Genomic DNA, 22,775 nt, shown 5'->3' with positions numbered 1-22,775 from the left:
CGCATTTTATAGTATTATCCGCCCACAATGATAAACGACAAGCGGTCAGATCCAGCAAAAAATTTGCAAAATTTTTCACGGATCTTACCGCTTGTATTTTGGAAATCGGAATGGAAAACACTTTTTACCGTGGGCGATTCTCGGTGGCTCCGATGTTGGACTGGACGACACGCCACTGCCGTTACTTTCACCGTCAATTTACGCATCACACCCTGCTATACAGTGAGATGATTACTGCACCTGCTATTTTACATGCAAAATACGATTTGTTGGCTTTTGATTCACAAGAGAATCCAGTCGCATTACAGCTTGGTGGGAGTGATCCAGAACAACTAGCGAAATGTGCTAAATTGGTGGAAGAGCGAGGTTATGCCGAAATTAATCTCAATGTCGGTTGTCCATCAGATCGTGTTCAAAATGGGATGTTTGGTGCTTGCTTAATGGGCAAGGCAGAGTTGGTGGCTCGCTGCGTTGAAGCGATGCAAAATCAGGTACAAATTCCCGTTACCGTTAAGCACCGCATCGGCATTGATGATTTGGATAGCTATGAATTTTTATGCGATTTCATTGAAAGAATTCAGCCGTATTGTAATGACTTTATCGTCCATGCTCGCAAAGCGTGGCTTTCTGGGCTGAGTCCGAAAGAAAATCGTGAAATTCCACCGTTGGATTATGAGCGAGTTTATCAGCTCAAACGGGATTTTCCGCATCTCAACATCAGCATTAACGGCGGAATTAAAACCATTGATGAAATCAAGCAGCATTTACAGTTTGTTGATGGCGTGATGGTCGGACGCGAAGCCTACCAAAATCCATCGTTGCTTGGGCAGATCGATCATGAATTATTCGATCAGAATGCCCCGATCATCACAGCCAAACAAGCGGTTGAAAATATGCTCCCGTATATTGACAATCAACTCAGTCAAGGGGTTTACCTCAACCACATCGTCCGTCATATGCTCGGGGCATTTCAACACTGCAAAGGAGCAAGACAATGGCGGCGGCACCTCAGCGAAAACGCCTGCAAACAAGGGGCGGGAGTGGAAGTCGTGCAGCAAGCATTGGCTTTTGTGGAATAGCGATTGGAAATTAGAGTCAGGCAGCAGATTAAACCGCTGCCTGATTTTTTAGCTGACTAATTGCAAAACTTATGCCGAAACAGACCGCTTGTAGTAAGACAATGCAAGGACCGGTGGCGACATTGAAATGGAAGCTAAGTAGCACGCCGAAAATGGCACTGAATAGCGAAGTAGCAATCGCAATAAGCAGCATGCGATCAAAGCGTTTGGCTAAAATGTAGCCCGTAATCCCTGGGGTGATCAGCATTGCCACTACCAAAATGACACCAACTACTTGCATGGCACTAATGATCACTAAGGCTAAAATCACCAATAAACCGTAATGCAGCACTTTGCTGTTTAGCCCAACGGTGCGGGTGTGGCTTGGATCAAAGCAGTAGAGCAGTAAATCTTTGCGTTTGAGTAAAATGGCGAGAAATGCCACCGCGGAAATGGCTAAGGTTTGCCAAAATTCTTGTTCAGTGATACCGAGAATATCGCCAAATAAAATATGCATTAAATGTTGGTCAGTTTCCACTTTGGCAAACAGCACTAAACCGAAGGCGAACATTCCCGAGAACACGATGCCCATCACAGTATCTTCTTTAATGCGGCTGTTGTCTTTCAAGTAGCCAACGGTTACCGCACAAAAAATCCCCGAAACAAATGCGCCGATCGCAAGCGGAATCGAAAGCAGATAAGCAATGACAATCCCTGGCAAAACGGCGTGAGAAATCGCATCGCCCATCAACGACCAGCCTTTCAACACCAAATAGCAAGAGAGTGTTGCACAAACAATGGCGACAATCGGTGCGACAATCAAGGCTTGTTGCATAAATGGATACGCCAACGGCTCGGTGAACCACGCAAGGAGACTATCGATCATTTTTCCTCCTTACAAGCGGTCAGATCTGAGCTATTTTTTGCAATCGCCCTGTTGCGTGGCACTAAGCCATACTTTGGTGCAAAGAAAAATGCCAGAAGGAAAATCAAGGTTTGCAGAGAGACAATAAATCCCCCCGTAGCACCGTCAGCAAAGTAGCTTAAATAGGCACCAATTGCACCTGTTGAGCCGCCCAGTAGAATGGAAATAATCAGCAATTTGCCGAACCTGTCCGTGAGTAAATAGGCGGTTGCTCCTGGGGTGATGACCATTGCAATGACTAAAATGGCCCCAACGCTTTGCAAAGCGGTGACAATGCAGGCACTTAATAGGGTAAAAAACAGGATTTTGAATTTGAGTGGTGAGAGACCAACGGCTTTTGCCTGAATTTCATCGAAGAAGACCAGTAAGAGATCCTTCCAGAAAATCAATAATAAAATCAATGAAATACCTAAAATAATCGCCACTTGAATCATATCTTCATCGGCAATCCCCAAAATGTTGCCTAAAATAATCGATTGCACATTAACCGAAGTTGGATTGATGGAAATGATCAGCAAACCAAGGGCAAAAAAGGTAGTAAAAATAAAGCCGATAATCGCATCTTCTTTGAGTTTGGTAACGGATTTCACCGCCAAAATGGCAATGGTTGCGAGCAAACCCGAAAAGAACGCTCCAATGGCATAGGGTAGAGCCAAGGCATAGGCAATTGCCACCCCAGGCACCACGGCATGAGAAAGGGCATCGCCAATCAGCGACCAGCCTTTGAGCATTAAATAAGCGGATAAAAAGGCACAAACTGCCCCGATTGCCCCGCTGGCGACAATCGCTTTGAACATATAATCGTAAGAAAATGGCTCTACGAGTAGCGTGAACAGTTCCACTAAGGCTTCCATTGGGGGCTACTCCGCATTGTTTAATTGGTGTTTGTAACGTAATACTCCACCGAAAACCCGTTCTAGATTTTCAGGAGTAAAGGTGGTTTCGATAGAGCCTGCAGCAAGTACCGTGCGGTTAATCATTACCGCTTGATCGCAAAAACTTGGCACAGTGCTTAAATTGTGAGTAGAAACTAAGATCAAATGTCCTTCGGCTCTGAGCTGTTTGAGTAGTTCGATAATTGAATTTTCGGTCCCAACATCAACGCCAGTGAAAGGCTCATCTAACAAAATAATTTGGCTTTCTTGGGCAAGGGCTCGGGCGAGAAATACGCGCTTTTTTTGCCCGCCAGAAAGTTCGCCAATTTGGCGATCAGATAAATGGGTGATATTCACCCGTTCCATGGCTTCATGGACTTTTTGTTTGTCGATTGCGTTTGGTATACGTAAAAAATTCATATAACCATAACGTCCCATCATGATGACATCGTAAACCGAGACGGGAAATTGCCAGTCCACTTCTTCGCTTTGTGGCACATAAGCAACTAAATTACGTTTTAGGGCTTGGTTTACCGGCATGCCGCAAATTTCAATTTTGCCTTGTGGATTAACCAAGCCCATAATGCTTTTGAATAAGGTTGATTTCCCACTACCATTCACGCCCAGTAATGCACAAATCGTGCCGCCTTCAAGGGAGAAATTCACATCGTGTAATGCGGTGTGTCCGTTGTTATAACGAACGGCAACATCTTTAACAGAGAGAGAACTTAAGTGAGTCTTCATTAAAAAGTATAACCTTATTGCTTAAATCCGTTGACGATAGTCGAAACGGTGACGTTTAATAAATCAATGTAAGTCGGTACAGGACCATCTTTAGCAGAAAGTGAGTCAACGTAGAGCACACCACCGTAGTTCGCTTTGGTTTCTTTTGCGACTTGTTTGGCTGGTTTATCTGAAATAGTACTTTCGCTAAATACCACAGGGATTTTGTGTTCACGCACTTTGTTGATCACATTGCGGATTTGTTTTGGTGTACCTTGAGCATCAGCATTGATCGGCCATAAATAGAGTTCTTTAAAGCCGTAATCGCTGGCTAAATAGCTAAATGCCCCTTCGCTTGTCACTAACCAGCGTTGTGCTTCTGGCACATTGTTCAGTCTAGCACGTAGCGGCTCATCTAACGCCATAATTTTATCCGCATAGGCTTTGGCATTCGCGTTGTAGCTTTCGGCATTATCAGGATCGTATTTTACCAAGGCTTTGCGAATATTTTCGATATACACTAAGGCATTTTTTGGCGACATCCATGCATGTGGATTTGGCATATTTTTGTATGGACCTTCGTAAATCGAAATTGGTGTAATACCTTCTGTTACAACCACCGCTGGTTTATCTTTCACTTGTGTGAAGAACCGCTCAAACCAGCGTTCTAAATTCATTCCGTTCCAAAGCACTAAATCTGCTGATTGGGCTTTGACAATATCTTGCGGCGTAGGTTGGTAGTCGTGGATTTCTGCACCTGGTTTGGTGATGGATTCCACCATGGCTTTATCACCTGCTACATTTTGAGCAATATCTTGGATAACCGTAAAGGTAGTCACCACTTTAAATTGTTTGGCTGAGACAGGTAGTGCCACAATAAAAAGGGTGGATAACAGCGCGACGATTTTTTTCATTTTGATCTCCTTAAAAAAGTCATGGTCTTACGCAACGCTGCATTATAAGGAGGTGTAAATCATTGTCAAGTGATAATTGTTCTCATATTTGATAATTCTCAAATATGGTTAATCTGGGCTTGTCAATTAGGGGCTACAAGCGGTTAGATACGCTCACTATTTTACATTTCTTCTTTCCTAAAATGTCTTTGGCTTTTGGTCTCGTCACGGCTTTCAATTAAACGGTGATAATTTTCAAACCGAACTGGGTCGATTTCGCCGTTTTCGACGGCTTCTCGCACGGCACAACCAGGATCGGTTTTATGTTTACAATCACGGAATTTGCAAGTGCCTATCACTTTTTGAAATTCCCGATAGCCATTGGTGATCTGCTCTGGTTCCAAATGCCATAAACCAAATTCACGAATACCTGGAGAGTCGATCAAATTGCCACCTTGTGGTAAGTGGTAAAGGCGTGATGCGGTGGTTGTGTGTTGCCCAAGCCCAGATACATCGCTAACCAAACCCGTTAATGCATTTACTTCAGGTAATAACTGATTGATTAAACTGGACTTTCCAACGCCTGATTGGCCCACGAAAATGGATGTTCCTTGCGATAAATAGCGGTCTAATTCTGCCATATTTTCACCGCTATCTGCCGATAAGCAGAGCGTGTTGTAGCCGATTTTTTCATAAATAGCGAGTTGCTGTTCAACTGCTTTTCGTTCCGCTTGGCTCAGTAAATCAATTTTATTTAACACAATTAATGCAGGGATTTTTGCCGTTTCGCAAATGACTAAATAGCGATCAATAATGTTGAGCGACAACTGAGGCAGCACCGCGGAAACAATGATAATTTGATCGATATTCGCCGCCATCACTTTGATGCCATCATAATAATCAGGGCGGCTCAGCTCGTTTTTGCGTGGATGCACCGCTTCAATCACACCGCTGATCCCTTGCAATTGCTCACTTCCCAACCGCCACGAAACCAAATCACCCACCACGACATTTTTCAAGGTGCGGCGAAGGTTGCAGCGAAAAATCTCGCCCGTGTCTGTTTCCACATCCGCATGTTTGGCGTGACGAGTGACCACAATACCTTGCTGCACATCGCCCAGCATTTCATCTTGCCATTCAAACTCTTTTTTACTGATTTTTTTGTGGTGGTTGGATTGAATTCGCCGTTGCTGGTTCTGTGTTAATCGTCGCTTGCTCAAAGTGATATCCATTTTGCCAAAAAAGGAGACAAGGATACTATAAAACACAGACAAGCGGTGAGATTTTCCCAATTTTTTGCAAGTTGCAAAAAATCTACAGGATCTGACCGCTTGTCTTTTAGCTGTTTTAGTCTATTCAAAAATTAAACCCCCGTTTGTGCATCACAACCGAGGGTTATATCAGAGATTGGGGATAATTTAGTTTTTACCAAACAATTTTTGGTCTAATGAAAGTTTGCCTGCCCCAGTAAAGATAAATAACAAGAACACAACAGAATAAAGAGCGGCTAATTCACCATTATTTAAAATAGGTTGGAAGAACGTATCGGCTGTTGCGTGTACGATGAAATAAGCATATGCCATTTGCCCAGAAAGAATAAAGGCCGTAGGACGAGTAAATAAGCCTAAAATAATAAGTACCCCACCGATTAACTCTAAAACAGCCGCTGCACCAAAGAGTGAGAAGAATGGTACGCTACCATTTCCGCCAGTCATTGAGATAGGAAATTCAAAGAATTTCGCGGTGCCGTGAATTAAAAACATATAGCCTACAACAATACGAACTAATAAAAATGCGATTGGTTGGATTTTCTCTAATTGTGGATTCATTTTTTTTCCTTTTTAATAGTAAATTTAAAACTGATAACTTGCTCTAGTGAAGCAAGGCGCGCATTATAGAAGAGATGTATTTGGTTGATAATCACTGATTTACTTAATATACTATTAACTAAAACTTAATAATAAAAAGAGGGAGAGATGCAAGACTATAAGGCAATGATTGCATTTGCGACAGTGGTTGAGCAAGGTTCTATGCAGGCGGCGGCTGAAAAATTAGCGATTACGCCTTCTGCCGTTACGCAAGCTATTCAAAAATTGGAAAGCGAATTACGAATAAAATTACTGAATCGTACAACCCGTAAACTTTCTCTTACTGAGGCAGGTGAAGTATTCTATCAACATACTTCACAAATGCAAAAGAGTGTGGATGAGGCATTTAAAAATATCGAGTTGCTACGTTCGCAGCCAGTTGGCCAATTAACCATTGCTTGTGCAACAGGGCTGACAGATAGCCTATTTGTGAATATGTTTAAATCAGTATTGAAAAACCACCCTGAGTTTCATCTTAATTTATTATTTGAAGACAAGGTCATTGATTTGTCAGAGCAAAGGGTGGATATCGCGTTGCGTGCGGGGCCTGATGTACTGAATGATAATATGATTGCTCGACATCTCTATGATTTTGAGTGGAAGATTGTGGCTCACCGTGACTATGTGCGAGAAAAAACAGCAGAAACGGGCGAGCCTAAAAACTTATTAGAGATTGCTAAATGGGATTGGATCAGTTTTTCTAACCCTCGTTTTTCTTCCCTTAAAATGCAAAATCAATCGAAGGAAATGGAGATCACACCGGATTATCGCATTAACTGTAATTCGCTTTATGCGAGCCGCCGTTTGACAATGAGCGGCTTAGGGGTTTCGATTCAACCAGATAATGATGTGCAGCAGGCACTTGCTCGAGGCGAGTTAGTTGAGCTTTTTTGTGATTGGAAATTACCTTCTGTGCCGTTGTATTTAGTCACTTTGCAACGCGTACAATCAGAAAAAGTACGCATTGCATGTGAACTGATTACCGAATATTTTAAGAATCTTAACGTAATAAACGCTGACTGTTCAGCACAACCGTAATGGAGGAGAGAGCCATTGCGATAGCGGAAATCATCGGATTGAGCAACCAGTTGGTCAAAGGATAAAGAATACCCGCAGCAATTGGAATGCTAATCACATTGTAGATGAATGCACCGAGTAGGCTCTGCTTCATATTTGCTAATACCCGTTTGGAAAACGGTAACACCGCTGCCAGTGGCTGCAAACCTGCCCGCATTAGTGAAAGATCCGCTGTTTCGACCGCTACTTCGCTACCGTTGTGCATTGCCACGCCAACATTCGCTTGGGCGAGAGCTGGTGCATCGTTAATGCCGTCGCCAATCATCGCCACTTTTCTCCCTTCTGCTTGTAATTTAGCGATTTCAGCTGCTTTCTGTTCAGGTAATACTTCGGCAATCACGCCGTCTAAGCCAAGCTGTTTGGCGTAATAGTCGGCGGTCACTTGGCGATCGCCCGTGAGCATGAGGCAGCGATAACCTTGGCGTTGGAACTGGTTGATTAGCTCGGCACTTTCAGGACGAAGTTGGTCTTGCAGGGTAATGACACCGATGAGCTGGCTATCAACGGAAATAAAAACTTGCGTGCCAACGGAATGCACCCCTTCCATTTGCGAGAGAGATATCTTTGTAGAAGAAAGGGGAGAAAGCACTTCTGTCACGAATTTTTCATTTCCAATTCGCACTTTTTGTCCGTTCCAGTCAGCTGAAATACCTTTTCCTTTGCTGATTTGAATATCTGAGACATCACAAGCGGTCAGATTTTCACAAAATTTTACCAAGGCTTTGGCGATCGGGTGGCTGGCTTGGCTTTCAAGACTTTTGACTAATCGCAGTAGCTCCGTTTGATCGACATCGGCAAAAGTTTCCACTTGGCTGACCGTCATCTCGCCCGTGGTGAGTGTCCCCGTTTTATCAAAAACGAGAGTATCGATTTCGCTACTGGCTTGCAGGGCTTCGATATTACGAACCAGCACGCCAAATTCGGCGGATCTCGCCACGCCCGCAATAGTCGAAAGCGGAATGGCTAAGCCCAAGGCACAAGGGCAGGCGATGATCAGCACGGTGGTGAAGATCGACAACGCAAATTCAAACGATTTGCCAAAACCAAGCCAAATCAGACTGCTTGCAAGGGCGATAAGCAACACTATCGGCACAAAAACGGCGGCGATTTTATCCACCCATTTTGCTAATGGTGGTTTGCTAGATTGGGCATGGCGAACGGCGTGAATAATCCTAGCCAATGCCGTTTGCGAACCGACTTGCTCTGCCACATATACGCCCGCTCCGTCTTGCACGATAGTACCTGCCCGCACGCTATCCCCAATTTTTTTCTCTATTGGCAAGGCTTCGCCAGTGAGCATCGACTCATCCACCCAAATCGTACCGCTTTCCAACACGCCATCGACCGCCAACCTATCGCCTGTTAGAGCTTGTACCCGCATTTGCGGCTTGATCGCTTTTACGGGAAGGGTTTTGGTAAAATCTCCGTCTAAAATGACCGCTTGTTGTGGGGCAAGATCAAGCAATTTCTCCAACGCCAACGACGAACGTTGCTTGGCTTTGAGTTCCAAAAACTTGCCGAGATTGACGAAGCCGATGATCATCACACTGGCTTCAAAATAGAGATGCCCGCCCAGTTGATTGACCATCAACAGATAGCCTGAATACGCCCACGCCACACCCGTGCTGATCGCAATGAGTGTATCCATATTTGCCGAGCGATTTTTCAGACTAACCCACGCCCCCGTGAAAAAGTGCTTACCAGTGACCATCATCGTTACCAAGGTGATCACCGCCCAAATCAGCCATTGCCCGCGATTTTCGTTGGTCAACTCCATACCGAAAAGCATTCCGTAGATCATCAACGCCGCTCCAACGGCTAGTGCAGACATAAACGCAAATTTTTTCTGTTTTAGTGCTGCTTGGGTTTGGGCTTGCTGCTTGGCTCGGCGGATTTCCTCGCTTTCCAGCAGCTCCGCCCCAAAGCCAATTTTGGTAATCGTGTCAATCACTTGGCTGGCTGAAACGTTGCCTTGCACAAAAGCGGTTTGATCGGCTAAATTGACTGAAACCAGTTCGACTTCGGACAATTTCCCTACCATTTTTTCCACCCGATGGACGCAGGCTGCACAATGCAAGCCGCTGAGCAGAAATTGTTGTTCTTGCGACATTAGTTTGCCAACTCCGCATCAAAGCCAATATTTTCAATGGTTTCTATCAACGTTTGCACACTTTCTTGGCTGTCAATTTCTGCCATTTGCGTGGCTAAATCGATCTTAACATCAGCCACACTTGGTAAGCCTTTTAATGCTTTTTCCACGCTTTTTACACAGTTGCCGCAGTGTAAGCCGTCGAGTTTTAAAGTAGTTATTGTCATTTTCTGTTCCTCTTTGGTGAAAAATTTGTGCTATCTTAAACCTTTACCCTAGGTTAAGGTCAAGTCGATGAATATTAGTCAAATAGCAAAGCAAAGCGGACTTTCCGCCAAACAAATTCGGGATTATGAAAAAGCGGGATTATTGCCCGCAGCAGTGCGAAATCAGGCGGGTTATCGCCAATATTCACCACAGGATTTAGAACGTTTGCACTTTATCAGCAATGCTCGCAAGGTCGATTTTTCACTTAAGCAAATTGCGGAGTTGCTCAAATTACGGGATAACCAGATGCGTTCAAGCCGAGAAGTGAAACAGTTGACTGAGCAGCATCTAATTGAATTAAAAGCCAAAATTGCCGATTTAGAAAAGATGGTTGAATTGCTGCAAAGTTGGAATAGTGCCTGTTGTGGCAACGATAGTCCCGACTGTGCAATTTTGAAAGGCTTAGCAAATGAGTAACAAGCGGTCACTTTTCGAGAAAGTTTTACTAACTGCAGAGAAAATAGAAAAAATGTGCAAAAAATTCAGCGGAACTCACCGCTTGTCGTGACGCAATTTGAGTTGAGTCAGGGCTATAAATTCGGTAAAATCCGCCCCTGTTTTTATTTACACTAAAGAGCAAATCATGTCTGAAAAACGCTATGGAGCGGATGAAATTACCGTTCTTAAAGATCTTGAACCAGTGCAGCTTCGCCCGGGAATGTACACTGATACAACGCGTCCAAACCATTTGGGACAAGAGGTTATTGATAATAGCGTAGATGAAACTCTATCTGGTTTTGCATCACAAATTGATGTTATTTTGCATGCAGATAACTCGTTAGAAGTGATTGATAATGGACGAGGAATGCCTGTTGATCTGCACTCAACAGAGAAAATTTCAGGGGTCGAACTGATTTTGACTAAATTGCATGCTGGCGGGAAATTCTCCAATAAAAACTATACTTTTTCAGGCGGCTTGCATGGCGTGGGGATTTCGGTTGTTAATGCGTTATCTAAACGAGTCGAAATCACCATTAAACGTGGCGGTGAAATTTACACCATCGCTTTTGAAAATGGTGTGAAAGTTGAAGATCTGAAGGTGATTGGTAATTGCCCGAAACGCCAAACAGGGACAACGGTTCGGTTCTATCCGAATGAGAAATATTTTGACTCGCCTAAATTTTCGGTGAGCCGCTTACGCCATTTGTTGCGTGCAAAAGCGGTGCTTTGCCCGAAACTCACGATTCATTTTACCGATCACATCAATCATACCCAAGAAACGTGGTACTACGAAGACGGCTTAGCAGATTACTTAAATGAAGCTTTGCAGGGCTATGAAATTATCCCAACGCCTGCTTTTATTGGCGATGTTAAAGGGGAAAGCGAAGCGGTGAGTTGGGCGTTAGCCTGGCTACCTGAAGGTGAATTGCTGAATGAAAGCTATGTAAACTTGATCCCAACTTCTCTTGGCGGAACCCATGTAAATGGTCTGCGACAAGGTTTGTTCAAGGCAATGAGTGAATTTTGCGAACTGCACAATTTGTTGCCACGAGGGGTAAAACTAGCTGCTGATGATGTGTGGAACCGCTGTGCTTATGTCCTTTCGCTCAAAATGCAAGAGCCACAATTTGCAGGTCAGACAAAAGAGCGATTATCTTCTCGCCAAGCGGCAAGCTATGTTGAGAATGCGATTAAAGATGCGTTTAGTTTATGGTTGAATCAAAATGTTCAGGCAGGGCAGCAGTTAGCTGAAATGGCAATCAGCTCCGCACAAAATCGTTTAAAAGCGGAGAAAAAAGTGGTGCGGAAAAAGTTAGTGAGTGGTCCTGCATTACCTGGAAAGTTGGCTGACTGTATTTCGCAAGATCTCAATCGTACTGAACTATTTTTAGTAGAAGGGGACTCCGCAGGCGGTTCTGCAAAACAAGCAAGAGACAAAGAATTCCAAGCCATTCTACCTTTGCGTGGGAAAATTTTGAATACGTGGGAAGTTTCACCTGATCAGGTTTTAGCGTCGACAGAAGTTCACGATATTGCTGTAGCAATGGGAATTGATCCGGATAATGATGATTTAAGCCAATTGCGTTACGGTAAAATTTGTATTCTTGCTGATGCGGATTCAGACGGTTTGCACATTGCAACCTTGTTATGTGCGCTATTTTTACGTCATTTCCCGAATTTAGTGCGTCATGGACACGTTTATGTGGCTATGCCACCGTTATATCGGATCGATATTGGTAAAGATGAAGTGCATTATGCTTTGGATGAAAGCGAAAAAGAGGCGATTTTATCCCGCTTGTCTCATAAAAAAGGTACACCGAATGTACAACGTTTTAAAGGCTTAGGTGAAATGAATCCTAGCCAATTGCGTGAAACGACAATGGATCCAACAACTCGCCGCTTGGTTCAACTGACTTTTGATGAGCAGATGGAGGAGCAAGACGATAGCGTGGATACCTTCGAGCTAATGGATATGTTACTTGCCAAAAAACGTGCGGAAGATCGTAAAAAATGGCTGCAAGACCGTGGAGATGAAGCGGATTTAGCGGTTTAACTAGAATGAAAAAAGGGACGAAATATGTCGTCCCTTTGTGTTGTCGTTTAAATTAGGCTTGGCAAACACCACAAGTTGCGGCTGCAGTAAACATCCACACTAATTTTTCTTGCTCTTTGATGTAGTCGCTCATTTGTGAAGCCGTTCCTTCATCATCAACTTCACCTGCAAGGGCCAAAATTTGGCGTTGTTGTTGTAATAACGCTTTTAAGCCACTTACTGTACCATTTAAGCATTCTTGAGCATTGCTCACGCCAATATGTTCTTCGATTGCAGAGGTTTTTAAGTATTGGCTGTAACCGTTTGCTGGAACGTGACCTAAAGTTAAAATACGTTCTGCAATTTCATCTACTTTCACCACTAAGTCGTCGTAAATTTCTTCAAATTTAGCGTGTAATTCAAAAAAGCTCACACCTTTAATATTCCAGTGGTAGCCACGCACGTTGGTATAGAAAACTTGGTAGCTAGCAAGTAGGTTGTTGAGTTCATGAGCCAATTTCTCTGAGGCAGCTACATTTAAGCCGATTGAGTTAGTCATCTTATTTTCTCCTATCATGATTGACTGAATTTAGAGCAGTATAGGTAAAATTGAATACTGTGTAAAATGGATATAATTTATCCATTGTATAGGCAAAAGCTATCAAATAAATGAGATTAATTTGTATTTTCTATTGTTTGAAAGTCATTCTCTTTTATAAATTCGCAAATTTTTTACCTAAAGTGACCGCTTGTCAGTGTTCTTTTTGCATGATTTGCTGAATTTCAAGCATCGTTTCTTGATCATTTTCTAATGCCAGTTTGAGCATTTCTTCATTTTTGAATCGTTCAATTTTTGGATCATACACTTCTGCCATCAGTTTTACGCTATGGCGATCACGGTAGAAATAAGCCTCTCCAATTTCATCCACTATTTCTTTATCCATTCCCATTGCGAGTAAGACTTTTTTGCCGGTACGTAATGCGGAGTCAAAGGTTTCACGAACCTGAATATCTGCACCAGCTTGGTAGAGATCGAACACGTGTAAGCGGTCGTAGGCTCGAGCAATAATTTTGATATTCGGGTTCATTTTTCGTGCTAATTCAACAATGTGTGTTGCTTGATGTTTATTATCTACCGCAACCACCAATAATTCGGCACTTTCCACCCCAGCGGCGTGTAAGATTTCAGGGCGAGAGGCATCGCCATAATAGCATTTAATTCCCCGCTTTTTCATTCCGGCAATTATTGTGGCATCTTTATCGATCACAGTTGGGTGGCAACCTGTCATCATCAATAAGTGATTTACAATCTGCCCATATCGACCTAAACCAATAATAATCGTTGGGTGAATAGTATCAATATGATCGGCTTCAGGTTCGATAGTCGAATGATCTAAGTGTGGTACGACAAAGCGTTTATGCAAAATAATAAACAATGGGGTAAGTACCATCGAGAGCACCACAATTGCTGTCATATTGGCTTGAGTTTGGGCATCGATTACATTTTGCGAAGCTGCTGCAGAATAGAGTACAAAGGCAAATTCGCCGCCTTGAGCCATCAAAATTGCTCGGTCTAATGATTTCGCATTGCCTTTTTTAGTGATTCGAGCAACCAAATAGATGGCGAACCCTTTTACTAACATAAAAGCAAGTACACCAGAAATAATCAGAGCCCAGTTTTCAAAGACAACGGAGAGATTCAGTGACATTCCCACGCCTAAGAAGAACAAGCCTAGCAACAAGCCACGAAACGGCTCAATATCTGCTTCTAATTGATGACGGAAGCTAGATTCTGACAGCAACACGCCCGCAACGAATGCCCCCATTGCCATTGACAGCCCTCCCATTTCCATCAATAGGGCTGAGCCGAGAACAACAAGTAACGCGGCAGCTGTCATCACTTCACGAGTTTTGGTTTTTGCCAAGATCTTAAATAATGGATTGAGCAACCATAAACCCGCCGCAACTAAAGCGGCAATTGATAATCCTGCAATTCCAATAGATTGCCAAAGTGAACCAGAGTCATTGTGGTTTGGGGAGAGAAAAGTCACAAGTGCGAGTAATGGTACGATCAATAAATCTTCAAATAGTAAGATTGATACAATTTGTTGTCCGCTTGGTGACGCAATATCACCACGTTCGCTCAGCTCTTTCATTACTATCGCCGTTGAAGTAAGGACAAAGCCCGCCGCAGAGATAAAAGAAACTTGCCAAGAGAAACCGAATAAAATCCCCACGCCAGTCAAACCTGCGATGGCACTGAAAATTTGAGCAGAGCCTAAACAGAAAATATGATTACGCAGCCCCCAAATGTGTGATGGTTTCATTTCTAATCCGATAATAAATAGGAACATCACCACACCAAGTTCAGCTAAATGAATAATGCCTTCGGGGTCGTTAAAAAAACCGAATCCAAAGGGACCAATAATTAACCCAGCGGCAAGATAGCCGAGAATAGATCCCAACCCTAATTTTTTAAAAATGGGGACAGCAATAACTGCTGCTCCGAGTAATGTCACTACGCTGACTAAGTGGCTTGCACCTTCTGCTGCCATAAAAACTCCCTAAGATGATGAATTAAAAATTGTCTAAACCATATTGATACAAGGCATTTTTCTTATATCCAAAAGTCTCTGCAACAATCGCAGCGGCTTTTTTCAGTGGTAGTTCATTTGCTAAATTTTGCAATAATCTGACCGCTTGTAATGAAATTTCTTCGTTTGCCATTTGTGGTTTGCCTTCTACGACTAATACGATTTCACCTTTGATCCGATTGCTGTCTTGTGCTAGCCATTCAATTAGCTCACTCAATGGCGCACCGTAAATAGTTTCCCATGTTTTGGTAAGTTCTCTTGCCATCACGACATAACGATCAGCCCCGAAAATCTGTTGCATATCAGCAAGGCTATCTAAAATTCGATGGGTGGACTCATAGAAAATCAGCGTACGAGATTCATTAACAAGTTCGCTGAGTTTATCGCAACGCCCTTTGCTTTTGGCGGGTAAAAAGCCTTCAAAGCAGAAACGGTCAGAAGCAATGCCCGAACTGCATAATGCAGTAATTGCTGCACAAGCTCCAGGAATGGGAACAATTTTAACACCAGCTTGTCTGCATTCTCGTACTAAATGAAAACCAGGGTCGCTAATGAGCGGCGTGCCAGCATCGGAAATTAAGGCAATGTGTTGCCCTTGTTGTAGTTTTTCGACTAAAACGGCAGAGCGTTGCTGTTCGTTATGATCATGTAAGGCAAAAAAGGGCTTTTTGATGCCATAATGACTAAGCAAAATGCCGCTGTGGCGGGTATCTTCGGCTGCGATTAAATCAACCGATTCAAGTGTAGATAACGCACGTTGAGTAATATCTTGTAGATTGCCAATTGGGGTAGCAACAATATATAAAATGCCAGTTTGATCGGCTTGATGTCCGTTTTTCATTTGATTTTCGCTTATTTGATAAGTAAGATTTACTATTATGTGTTCGTAATCTATTTACTCGAATATTGAATTCTGATTTTAACTCAATGGAGTCATAAAATGCCTACTATTCTAGTACAAACTCACCGTTTTAGCCAAAAAATGAAGCGAGTTTTAGTTCCAACCACATTGGCATTATTTTTATCTGCTTGTACAGGCACGAGCTTCTTTGGTAACGAAGTCACGGAATCGTTAAAAAATGATGCCTATGCCAGTTCAGAATTTTATATTAATAAAGCGGAGCAAAGTAGCAAAGAAACGCAACAAAGTTACCGTTTGTTAGCTATTCGCAAATTGATTGAAGAAAACAAAATTGTTGAAGCCCAAAATACGATAGAGCAACTAAAACCTGCCGAATTTAATAATGCTCAACGTTTAGAATTCCAATTACTCTCTGCACAACTTGCTGTGTTGCAAAATAACAGCCAACAAGCGGTCACTTTATTAAGACAACTTGCAACCTCATCGCTAAGCCGTTCACAGCAGCAACGAGTCTATCAAATTCATGCTCAGCTTGCCGAAAAACAAAATGATATTCTTGAAACGGTAAGAGTGCGTTCATTACTTGATGCTTACTTGACTGATAACATTCGCCGTCAAGAGAATAATGATAAAATCTGGGAAATTCTGCGTAATGCGAATCGAGGCATGTTGGAAAAAGCCAATGCGGGAGCGGGCGAAATTGGTGTTGCGGGTTGGTTAGCATTGGTTAATACCTATAACCAAAATGTGATTAATCCAATGGAGCTTCCTTTTGCGATTGAAAATTGGAAAAAACAGTATCCAAATCATAGTGCTGCACGTATTTTACCCACGGAATTACAAAGCGTAACAAACTTCCAGCAAACTCAGCTAAACAGTGTCGCATTACTTCTGCCATTAACGGGCAATACTAAAATTTTAGGTGAAATCATTAAAAAAGGTTTCAATGATGCCAAAGGTGGCGATAGCACACCGGTTCAAATTTATGATACCGAAATTCAGTCTATAACAGAAATTGTTGATCAAGCAAAAATGCGTGGTGCTCAAACGATTATTGGTCCATTAATTAAAAGCCGTGTTGATGAACTGATCGTGAATCCAAATATTCGTGATGTAAATGTGCTTGCCTTAAATGCAACACCAAGTGCTAAAGCAATCAGCAAAGTATGCTATTACGGCTTATCTCCAGAGGCAGAAGCCCGTTCTGCAGCAGAGCGTTTAAACCGAGATGGCGTGATGAATGCGATTGTGGTTGCTCCACAAGATGATTTTGGCCAGCGTTCTGCGGATGCGTTTGCTAAACGTTGGAGACAGCTAACAGCACGTGATGTAGACGTTCGTTATTACCATCAGCCATTAGACAGTGTAACAGCACTTGAAAACTCAGGGCTTATCCAAAGTAGTGGGCTTTATTTATTGGGGACCGCTCAACAAATTCGTGAGATTAAACAAGGGTTAGATAACTCTAGTCTTGCGGGTAAATACCCTCTTTATACATCGTCTCGTAGTAACTCACCCAATAATGGGCCGGATTTCCGTTTAACGATGGAAGGCGTGAAATTCAGTGAAATTCCATTACTTGCAGATACGGGGTCTGAGCTTTATAAAAAAGCGGAAAATCTTGCAGAGAGTGATTTCTCAATGATGCGATTATACGCAATGGGTTCAGATTCGTGGTCAATTGCTAATAAATTCAACGAGTTCCGACAAATTCCAGGTTATAAAGTGTCTGGCTTAACGGGGGTATTGAGTTCTGGCACAAACTGTAATATTGAACGTGAAATGACATGGTTACAATACCAAAATGGTTCTATCGTTCCGGCTAACTGATAAAAATAAAAGGGCCAAAGGGGCCGTTTATGAGCAAAAAGCCCGCGTTTTTCTTGAAAAACAAGGGCTAAAATTTATTGCTCAAAACCAAACGTTCAAATGTGGCGAATTGGACTTAATTATGCAACAGCGAAATACGTTGGTGTTTGTTGAAGTTCGCCACCGCAAAAATGCTGACTTTGGATCAGCCGTCGAAAGCATCAATTTTCAGAAGCAACAAAAATGGCAGAGAGCTGCTAATGCGTGGCTCACATTACGCAATCAAAGTTTGGAAACGGCTGATTGTCGTTTTGATGTGGTTGCTTTTGAAGGAAATGATGATGCTGTCTGGATTCAAAATTTTTTAGGATAAGATGTTACAAAAAATTCAAGACCGTTTCGCAGAGAGTATTCAAACACAAATTGCAGCCGCAGATCTCTTACCAAATGTATTGCAAAGTGCCGCACAGAAACTAACCGCTTGTTTGCTTAATGGTAATAAAGTAATCGTGTGTGGACATGGGCGATCTTACGCAAATGCCCAGCTACTGGTGAGTAATTTACTTCATCGTTATGATCTATCTCGCCCGAGCCTTGCCGCCCAGTTACTTCATTTTGATGGAATGTTTGCAAGCTATTTAGCACAAGAAAATGATTTAGACGAAATCTACAAAAAACAGTTACAAGTGATTGCCAAAGCGGGCGACATTTTTGTTGCGTTTTCGCCAACAGGAAATGAAACGGCTATATTGAATGCAATTCATACGGCAAATAATGAAGATTTAACCATTATTGCTTTTACCAGCAGCCGCAACGATCATACACAAGGCTTATTGGCAGAAGATGATTGTGAAATTTCAATGCCTTCACTCAATGAAATGCGAATTATTGAAGGGCATCAATTTTGTATCAACGTATTGTGCGAGTTGATTGATAATTTACTTTTTAACCACAGCCCACCCATAAGGAGTACGCTATGTTAACTATTGTTAGAAAAATCGGTTTGACCAGCCTATTTGGTATCTCACTACTCGGTTTACAAGGCTGTATTACGACAGCCGTGATTGGCACTGCGGCAGTTGCAACAAAAGTAGCAACAGATCCGCGTAGTGCGGGGCGTCAACTTGATGACGAAACCTTAGAAGAAAAAGTGGCATATCAACTGAATAAGGATGCTCAGCTACAAGAAGAAGCTCGCATTAATGTCGTTTCTTATAATGGTAAAGTGCTATTGATTGGGCAAGCGCCGAATGACGCAGCGAGAGAAACCGCAAAAAATATTGCCGCAGGTGTAGAAGGTGTGAATGAAATTTACAACGAAGTCCGTACTGGCGGAAAAATTGGGTTTGGACAAATCAGCAAAGATAGTTGGATCACCACACAAGTGAAATCAAAATTGCTCGTCAATGCAGAAGTGAAAAGCACCGAAGTGAAGGTTATCACTGAAAATAGCGAAGTCTTTTTAATGGGTAATTTATCGGAAAACCAAGCAAATGCAGCGGCAGAGATTGCCCGCCATGTTAGTGGTGTGACTAAGGTTGTGAAAGTGATCACTTACGCAAAATAAATCCTACAAGCGGTCAGTTCCGAGTAATATTTTACCAATTTAACAAGGGAGACTTTGCAAAAGTTGTGGGAAACTATGCGTAAAATCCTTATGGACTGTATTTGTTCCTTTGGAGAAATGGTTCAGCATGGTATGACCGCTTGTCGTTTGTCAAAAGATTAAAGGCAATTGACTTTGCCAAGTCCTTCAGACAAGATGACCAACCATTTTTATTGAGAAATAACCAAATGTCTGATACCAAAAATTTGGTTGAAGTAAAAGGTCTTACCTTTAAACGAGGTGAAAGAGTGATTTACGACAACCTGAATCTTCAAGTACAGAAAGGAAAAATCACTGCCATAATGGGGCCGTCAGGGATTGGAAAAACCACTTTGCTTCGTTTAATTGGTGGTCAGCTAGTGCCAGATGCTGGGCAGATTTTGTTTGATGGTGAAAATGTTTGCCACTCATCGAATAAGACGCTATATCAAATTCGTCAGCGAATGGGAATGTTATTTCAATCGGGAGCTTTATTTACCGATCTTTCTACTTTTGACAATGTGGCGTTCCCCATTCGTGAACATACTGAGCTTCCAGAGGAGTTGATTCGTAAACTGGTACTGATGAAACTGGAGGCGGTCGGGCTTCGCGGTGCAGCACATTTAATGCCATCAGAGTTATCTGGTGGGATGGCTCGTCGTGCCGCACTAGCTCGTGCGATTGCACTGGATCCCGATTTGATTATGTATGATGAGCCTTTTGCAGGGCAAGATCCTATTTGTATGGCTGTGATTGTCTCGTTAATTAAAAAACTAAATGAGGCGTTGAATCTCACCTCTATTGTTGTTTCTCATGATGTCAATGAAGTCTTAAGCATCGCAGACTATGCCTACATTGTGGCAGATAAACGTGTGATTGCTAAAGGCTCGCCCAACCAATTGCTGGCAAGCCAGGATCCTAAAGTTATACAATTTTTAACAGGGAAAGAGGATGGACCTGTCCGTTTTCATTATCCCGCAGAGGACTACACCAAGGAGCTCTTCCAATGATTGATTTTATTTCATCAATCGGCATATCTGCGGTTAAATCTATTCGAGCCTTTGGTCGATCTAGCTTTATGCTATGGGGGGCATTAATTGGTAAGCCTGAATTTCGTAAGCATTCTCCACTGTTGATCAAGCAACTGTATGTACTTGGTGTTCAATCCTTACTGATTATTATTCTGTCAGGTTTATTTATTGGGATGGTTCTAGGTTTGCAGGGGTATGTGGTTTTGGTTGATTTTTCAGCTGAAACGAGTTTAGGGCAGCTTGTATCCCTTTCGTTACTACGTGAGCTCGGACCTGTTGTTACCGCCTTACTGTTTGCGGGTAGGGCAGGTTCAGCATTAACTGCAGAAATTGGTTTAATGAAAGCCACAGAGCAACTTTCTAGCCTTGAAATGATGGCGATTGATCCGCTTCGGCGTATTATTGCCCCCCGTTTTTGGGCGGGTATTATTGCGATGCCGATTTTAGCGATTATTTTTACGGCAATTGGCATTTGGGGCGGATCATTAGTGGGTGTGGATTGGAAAGGTGTTGATTCAGGCAGTTTCTGGTCGGTAATGCAAAATAGTGTGACACTCAACGATCTACTCAATGGCTTTATTAAGAGTATTGTTTTTGCTTTTGCAGTAGTCTGGATTGCGTTATTCAATGGTTATGATGCCATGCCAACAAGTGAAGGGATCAGCCAAGCGACAACACGAACAGTGGTTAACGCTTCTTTAATGGTGCTTGGGTTAGATTTTGTGTTAACAGCAATCATGTTCGGTGGTTAACGAATTTGCAAAAAATTGGTCGGAAGTGACCGCTTGTTATAGGAAATAAAAATGCGTCAATCAATTAAGTATGAATTCTGGGTAGGATTATTCGTATTACTCGGCTTTGCAGCATTGGTTTTTTTAGGATTGCGTGTTGCAAATGTGCAAGGTTTTTCTGCTGAAAAAACTTACACTCTTTACGCAACTTTTGATAATATCGGCGGACTAAAAGCCCGTGCTCCAATTAAGGTTGGTGGTGTGGTGGTTGGACGAGTTTCAGATATTCAGCTTGATGAGAAAACTTACACACCTAAAGTGACTCTTGCGATTAATGAGAAATTTGATCAAATTCCTGATACAAGTTCACTCTCAATTAAAACCGCAGGCTTATTGGGTGAACAATACATCGCACTAAATATTGGCTTTACCCTTGAAGGTGAAACTGCCATGTTGAAAGAAGGCGATAGCTTTGGCGATACAAATTCCGCCATGGTGCTTGAAGATTTAATTGGTCAGTTTTTATATGGCGACAAAAAGAAAACTGATGGAGATACCGCTGAACCGAAAGCGGAATGATAACTTGAGTTAATCACTCACTCTCTTACATTTGGAGATTTTACATGATTAAAACCTTGAAAAAAGTATTGGTTGCAGGTGTTGTGGCATTTTCAACATTATTATCAACAGCGGCATTCGCTAACCCATATACGTTAATGCAACAAACTGCAGATAAATTGTTTGGTGATATCAAAGCAAGCCAAAGCAAAATTAAGGCAGATCCAAACTACCTTCGTACCATTGTGCGTAATGACTTAATGCCACATGTACACGTAAAATACGCTGGTCAATTGGTATTAGGTAAAAACTTATCAGCGGCAACCGATGCTCAAAAAGACGCATTTTTCAATGCTTTTGGTCAATTTATTGAACAATCTTATGCACAAGTTTTAACGCAATATAGCAATCAAAAAGTAGAAATTGAGAGTGAAAAACCACTTGGCGATAAAACAATTGTAAGCATTCGAGTGAATGTATTGCAATCGGGTAACACTCAACCAATTAAGCTTGATTTCAAATGGCGTAAAAATAGCCGTACTGGTGAATGGCAGGCATATGATATGGCGGCAGAAGGCGTGAGTATGGTCGCAACGAAACAGAATGAATGGAGCGGAATTTTACGCCAAAAAGGCATTGATGCTTTAACAACACAGGTTGCCGAGTCTGCGAAACAGCCAATTACATTGGGCAAATAACGAATGAGCAAAGTTGTTACGCCACTTGAATGGAATATCCAGCAAAATAGTGAAAGTGTGATGATTCGCTTATTCGGGGATTTAACTCGTGACACGTTGCTTCCGCTTTGGCAGCAACGTGCTTCTTTTTTATCACCGAAACCGAATCAACATATTTATTGGAATTTGGAGTCATTAAATCAGATCGATTCTGCGGGCTTTACCTTGTTAGCAGAAATGCTGAATCATTACCAAAAACAGAATACAAACGGTATAATGAACGCACCAAATTCAATCAAAAAACTTGCTGAGCTATTTGACTTAGATGAGTGGCTCCGCCCTTTTTTATATTGTGAGAAACTAAAATAATGGACCCAAAACAAATCGAAGACATCTTAAAAAATGCGTTAGAACTAGATGAAGTACACGTTCAAGGTGATGGATCGCACTATGGCGTGATTGCGGTAAGCGATGTATTTGCTTCCTTATCAAAAGTTAAGCAGCAGCAAATGATCTATGCACCACTTACTGACCTTTTCGCAACAAACGCTATTCATGCCTTAACGATTAAAACCTTTACCACTGAACAGTGGAAAAGAGAACGCTTGCTAAATATGGCAAGTTAATTTGCAAAATTTCAGTCGAAAGCCACCGCTTGTAGTGGCTTTTTGTATGTCGGG

The 22,775-nt window shown here is 42.3% G+C and carries 25 protein-coding genes; 14 read left to right on the top strand and 11 right to left on the bottom strand.

The window, feature by feature from the left end; all coding sequences use genetic code 11:
- Positions 1–110 precede the first annotated feature (110 nt).
- Positions 111–1,079 carry a tRNA dihydrouridine(20/20a) synthase DusA gene (gene dusA / locus A4G17_RS09825; protein ID WP_123955766.1) on the top strand — a complete coding sequence of 323 codons (969 nt, stop codon included), beginning with the start codon at positions 111–113 and terminating at the stop codon, positions 1,077–1,079.
- 28 nt (positions 1,080–1,107) lie between these two features.
- Here dusA and A4G17_RS09820 read toward each other — a convergent pair whose 3' ends face one another.
- The 6 genes from A4G17_RS09820 to A4G17_RS09795 form a co-directional block, all read right to left on the bottom strand.
- Positions 1,108–1,944 carry a metal ABC transporter permease gene (locus tag A4G17_RS09820; RefSeq protein WP_123955767.1) on the bottom strand — a complete coding sequence of 279 codons (837 nt, stop codon included), beginning with the start codon at positions 1,942–1,944 and terminating at the stop codon, positions 1,108–1,110.
- Positions 1,941–2,819 carry a metal ABC transporter permease gene (locus tag A4G17_RS09815; RefSeq protein ID WP_123956673.1) on the bottom strand — a complete coding sequence of 293 codons (879 nt, stop codon included), beginning with the start codon at positions 2,817–2,819 and terminating at the stop codon, positions 1,941–1,943. The genes A4G17_RS09820 and A4G17_RS09815 overlap by 4 nt, the downstream gene beginning before the upstream one ends.
- Before the next feature lie 24 nt (positions 2,820–2,843).
- A complete protein-coding gene (locus A4G17_RS09810; RefSeq protein WP_123955768.1) occupies positions 2,844–3,602 on the bottom strand; it encodes a metal ABC transporter ATP-binding protein in 759 nt (252 codons plus the stop codon).
- Between the two features lie 14 nt (positions 3,603–3,616).
- Complete coding sequence (locus A4G17_RS09805) at positions 3,617–4,495, bottom strand: metal ABC transporter substrate-binding protein (RefSeq protein ID WP_123955769.1); 879 nt, start codon at positions 4,493–4,495, stop codon at positions 3,617–3,619.
- Positions 4,496–4,656: 161 nt separating this feature from the next.
- Complete coding sequence (gene rsgA, locus A4G17_RS09800; protein WP_123955770.1) at positions 4,657–5,694, bottom strand: small ribosomal subunit biogenesis GTPase RsgA; 1,038 nt, start codon at positions 5,692–5,694, stop codon at positions 4,657–4,659.
- Between the two features lie 198 nt (positions 5,695–5,892).
- On the bottom strand, positions 5,893–6,303 hold the full coding sequence (locus A4G17_RS09795; protein WP_123955771.1) for a DoxX family protein: 411 nt from the start codon (positions 6,301–6,303) through the stop codon (positions 5,893–5,895).
- A 147-nt stretch (positions 6,304–6,450) separates the two neighbouring features.
- Between A4G17_RS09795 and A4G17_RS09790 the strand changes: the two genes are divergently transcribed.
- Positions 6,451–7,380: a LysR family transcriptional regulator gene (locus A4G17_RS09790; protein WP_123955772.1), complete on the top strand. Its 930-nt coding sequence runs from the start codon at positions 6,451–6,453 to the stop codon at positions 7,378–7,380.
- Here A4G17_RS09790 and A4G17_RS09785 read toward each other — a convergent pair.
- Both A4G17_RS09785 and A4G17_RS09780 read right to left on the bottom strand, forming a co-directional pair.
- Positions 7,343–9,529, bottom strand: a complete 2,187-nt coding sequence (locus A4G17_RS09785) for a heavy metal translocating P-type ATPase (RefSeq protein WP_123955773.1) — start codon at positions 9,527–9,529, stop codon at positions 7,343–7,345. The genes A4G17_RS09790 and A4G17_RS09785 overlap by 38 nt on opposite strands.
- Positions 9,529–9,735: a heavy-metal-associated domain-containing protein gene (locus A4G17_RS09780; protein WP_123955774.1), complete on the bottom strand. Its 207-nt coding sequence runs from the start codon at positions 9,733–9,735 to the stop codon at positions 9,529–9,531. The genes A4G17_RS09785 and A4G17_RS09780 overlap by 1 nt, the downstream gene beginning before the upstream one ends.
- Positions 9,736–9,802: 67 nt before the next feature.
- Here A4G17_RS09780 and A4G17_RS09775 point away from each other — a divergent pair, with 67 nt between their 5' ends.
- Both A4G17_RS09775 and parE read left to right on the top strand, forming a co-directional pair.
- Positions 9,803–10,192 carry a MerR family transcriptional regulator gene (locus tag A4G17_RS09775; RefSeq protein ID WP_123955775.1) on the top strand — a complete coding sequence of 130 codons (390 nt, stop codon included), beginning with the start codon at positions 9,803–9,805 and terminating at the stop codon, positions 10,190–10,192.
- A 166-nt stretch (positions 10,193–10,358) separates the two neighbouring features.
- Positions 10,359–12,269: a DNA topoisomerase IV subunit B gene (gene parE / locus A4G17_RS09770; RefSeq protein WP_123955776.1), complete on the top strand. Its 1,911-nt coding sequence runs from the start codon at positions 10,359–10,361 to the stop codon at positions 12,267–12,269.
- A 52-nt stretch (positions 12,270–12,321) separates the two neighbouring features.
- Here parE and A4G17_RS09765 read toward each other — a convergent pair whose 3' ends face one another.
- The 3 genes from A4G17_RS09765 to rsmI form a co-directional block, all read right to left on the bottom strand.
- The gene (locus tag A4G17_RS09765; RefSeq protein WP_123955777.1) at positions 12,322–12,807 is read right to left on the bottom strand and encodes a Dps family protein; all 486 of its coding nucleotides are present in this window, start codon (positions 12,805–12,807) and stop codon (positions 12,322–12,324) included.
- Positions 12,808–13,000: 193 nt separating this feature from the next.
- On the bottom strand, positions 13,001–14,803 hold the full coding sequence (locus A4G17_RS09760) for a monovalent cation:proton antiporter-2 (CPA2) family protein (RefSeq protein ID WP_123955778.1): 1,803 nt from the start codon (positions 14,801–14,803) through the stop codon (positions 13,001–13,003).
- A 22-nt stretch (positions 14,804–14,825) separates the two neighbouring features.
- Positions 14,826–15,683: a 16S rRNA (cytidine(1402)-2'-O)-methyltransferase gene (gene rsmI / locus A4G17_RS09755; protein WP_123955779.1), complete on the bottom strand. Its 858-nt coding sequence runs from the start codon at positions 15,681–15,683 to the stop codon at positions 14,826–14,828.
- 99 nt (positions 15,684–15,782) lie between these two features.
- Here rsmI and A4G17_RS09750 point away from each other — a divergent pair, with 99 nt between their 5' ends.
- The 10 genes from A4G17_RS09750 (at position 15,783) to A4G17_RS09705 (ending at position 22,721) form a co-directional block, all read left to right on the top strand.
- Positions 15,783–17,534: a penicillin-binding protein activator gene (locus A4G17_RS09750; protein WP_123955780.1), complete on the top strand. Its 1,752-nt coding sequence runs from the start codon at positions 15,783–15,785 to the stop codon at positions 17,532–17,534.
- A complete protein-coding gene (locus tag A4G17_RS09745) occupies positions 17,509–17,886 on the top strand; it encodes a YraN family protein (RefSeq protein ID WP_123955781.1) in 378 nt (125 codons plus the stop codon). Before A4G17_RS09750 ends, A4G17_RS09745 begins: the two co-directional genes overlap by 26 nt.
- 1 nt (position 17,887) lies before the next feature.
- Positions 17,888–18,496 (top strand): D-sedoheptulose-7-phosphate isomerase, encoded by a 609-nt coding sequence (locus A4G17_RS09740; protein WP_123955782.1) that lies wholly within the window; start codon positions 17,888–17,890, stop codon positions 18,494–18,496.
- Complete coding sequence (gene dolP / locus A4G17_RS09735; RefSeq protein ID WP_123955783.1) at positions 18,490–19,080, top strand: division/outer membrane stress-associated lipid-binding lipoprotein; 591 nt, start codon at positions 18,490–18,492, stop codon at positions 19,078–19,080. The genes A4G17_RS09740 and dolP overlap by 7 nt, the downstream gene beginning before the upstream one ends.
- 227 nt (positions 19,081–19,307) lie before the next feature.
- Complete coding sequence (mlaF, locus tag A4G17_RS09730; RefSeq protein ID WP_123955784.1) at positions 19,308–20,108, top strand: phospholipid ABC transporter ATP-binding protein MlaF; 801 nt, start codon at positions 19,308–19,310, stop codon at positions 20,106–20,108.
- Positions 20,105–20,881, top strand: a complete 777-nt coding sequence (mlaE, locus tag A4G17_RS09725) for a lipid asymmetry maintenance ABC transporter permease subunit MlaE (RefSeq protein ID WP_123955785.1) — start codon at positions 20,105–20,107, stop codon at positions 20,879–20,881. The genes mlaF and mlaE overlap by 4 nt, the downstream gene beginning before the upstream one ends.
- A gap of 51 nt (positions 20,882–20,932) precedes the next feature.
- Positions 20,933–21,439 carry an outer membrane lipid asymmetry maintenance protein MlaD gene (gene mlaD, locus A4G17_RS09720; protein WP_123955786.1) on the top strand — a complete coding sequence of 169 codons (507 nt, stop codon included), beginning with the start codon at positions 20,933–20,935 and terminating at the stop codon, positions 21,437–21,439.
- Between the two features lie 44 nt (positions 21,440–21,483).
- A complete protein-coding gene (gene mlaC, locus A4G17_RS09715) occupies positions 21,484–22,116 on the top strand; it encodes a phospholipid-binding protein MlaC (RefSeq protein WP_123955787.1) in 633 nt (210 codons plus the stop codon).
- 3 nt (positions 22,117–22,119) lie between these two features.
- Positions 22,120–22,464: an STAS domain-containing protein gene (locus A4G17_RS09710; protein ID WP_123955788.1), complete on the top strand. Its 345-nt coding sequence runs from the start codon at positions 22,120–22,122 to the stop codon at positions 22,462–22,464.
- Entirely contained in the window at positions 22,464–22,721 is a 258-nt protein-coding gene (locus tag A4G17_RS09705) for a BolA family protein (RefSeq protein ID WP_123955789.1), read from the top strand. The genes A4G17_RS09710 and A4G17_RS09705 overlap by 1 nt, the downstream gene beginning before the upstream one ends.
- The last annotated feature ends 54 nt before the right edge of the window (positions 22,722–22,775 follow it).

It is taken from the genome of Frederiksenia canicola, assembly GCF_011455495.1.
GTDB lineage: Bacteria > Pseudomonadota > Gammaproteobacteria > Enterobacterales > Pasteurellaceae > Frederiksenia > Frederiksenia canicola.
Note: the sequence above shows the minus strand (reverse complement) of the source record. Positions and strands in the feature narration are given on the sequence as shown.

What these genes read in the sequence shown, in the direction of transcription:
- mlaF (WP_123955784.1), top strand. Translation starts at nt 19,308, where the DNA reads ATGTCTGATACCAAAAATTTGGTTGAAGTAAAAGGTCTTACCTTTAAA.
- rsmI (WP_123955779.1), bottom strand. Translation starts at nt 15,683, where the DNA reads ATGAAAAACGGACATCAAGCCGATCAAACTGGCATTTTATATATTGTT.
- A4G17_RS09785 (WP_123955773.1), bottom strand. Translation starts at nt 9,529, where the DNA reads ATGTCGCAAGAACAACAATTTCTGCTCAGCGGCTTGCATTGTGCAGCC.
- A4G17_RS09810 (WP_123955768.1), bottom strand. Translation starts at nt 3,602, where the DNA reads ATGAAGACTCACTTAAGTTCTCTCTCTGTTAAAGATGTTGCCGTTCGT.
- A4G17_RS09710 (WP_123955788.1), top strand. Translation starts at nt 22,120, where the DNA reads ATGAGCAAAGTTGTTACGCCACTTGAATGGAATATCCAGCAAAATAGT.
- mlaC (WP_123955787.1), top strand. Translation starts at nt 21,484, where the DNA reads ATGATTAAAACCTTGAAAAAAGTATTGGTTGCAGGTGTTGTGGCATTT.
- A4G17_RS09760 (WP_123955778.1), bottom strand. Translation starts at nt 14,803, where the DNA reads ATGGCAGCAGAAGGTGCAAGCCACTTAGTCAGCGTAGTGACATTACTC.
- A4G17_RS09705 (WP_123955789.1), top strand. Translation starts at nt 22,464, where the DNA reads ATGGACCCAAAACAAATCGAAGACATCTTAAAAAATGCGTTAGAACTA.
- A4G17_RS09745 (WP_123955781.1), top strand. Translation starts at nt 17,509, where the DNA reads ATGGTTCTATCGTTCCGGCTAACTGATAAAAATAAAAGGGCCAAAGGG.
- A4G17_RS09795 (WP_123955771.1), bottom strand. Translation starts at nt 6,303, where the DNA reads ATGAATCCACAATTAGAGAAAATCCAACCAATCGCATTTTTATTAGTT.
- A4G17_RS09740 (WP_123955782.1), top strand. Translation starts at nt 17,888, where the DNA reads ATGTTACAAAAAATTCAAGACCGTTTCGCAGAGAGTATTCAAACACAA.
- A4G17_RS09805 (WP_123955769.1), bottom strand. Translation starts at nt 4,495, where the DNA reads ATGAAAAAAATCGTCGCGCTGTTATCCACCCTTTTTATTGTGGCACTA.
- A4G17_RS09790 (WP_123955772.1), top strand. Translation starts at nt 6,451, where the DNA reads ATGCAAGACTATAAGGCAATGATTGCATTTGCGACAGTGGTTGAGCAA.
- A4G17_RS09765 (WP_123955777.1), bottom strand. Translation starts at nt 12,807, where the DNA reads ATGACTAACTCAATCGGCTTAAATGTAGCTGCCTCAGAGAAATTGGCT.
- A4G17_RS09775 (WP_123955775.1), top strand. Translation starts at nt 9,803, where the DNA reads ATGAATATTAGTCAAATAGCAAAGCAAAGCGGACTTTCCGCCAAACAA.
- parE (WP_123955776.1), top strand. Translation starts at nt 10,359, where the DNA reads ATGTCTGAAAAACGCTATGGAGCGGATGAAATTACCGTTCTTAAAGAT.
- dusA (WP_123955766.1), top strand. Translation starts at nt 111, where the DNA reads ATGGAAAACACTTTTTACCGTGGGCGATTCTCGGTGGCTCCGATGTTG.
- dolP (WP_123955783.1), top strand. Translation starts at nt 18,490, where the DNA reads ATGTTAACTATTGTTAGAAAAATCGGTTTGACCAGCCTATTTGGTATC.
- mlaE (WP_123955785.1), top strand. Translation starts at nt 20,105, where the DNA reads ATGATTGATTTTATTTCATCAATCGGCATATCTGCGGTTAAATCTATT.
- A4G17_RS09820 (WP_123955767.1), bottom strand. Translation starts at nt 1,944, where the DNA reads ATGATCGATAGTCTCCTTGCGTGGTTCACCGAGCCGTTGGCGTATCCA.
- A4G17_RS09750 (WP_123955780.1), top strand. Translation starts at nt 15,783, where the DNA reads ATGCCTACTATTCTAGTACAAACTCACCGTTTTAGCCAAAAAATGAAG.
- mlaD (WP_123955786.1), top strand. Translation starts at nt 20,933, where the DNA reads ATGCGTCAATCAATTAAGTATGAATTCTGGGTAGGATTATTCGTATTA.
- A4G17_RS09780 (WP_123955774.1), bottom strand. Translation starts at nt 9,735, where the DNA reads ATGACAATAACTACTTTAAAACTCGACGGCTTACACTGCGGCAACTGT.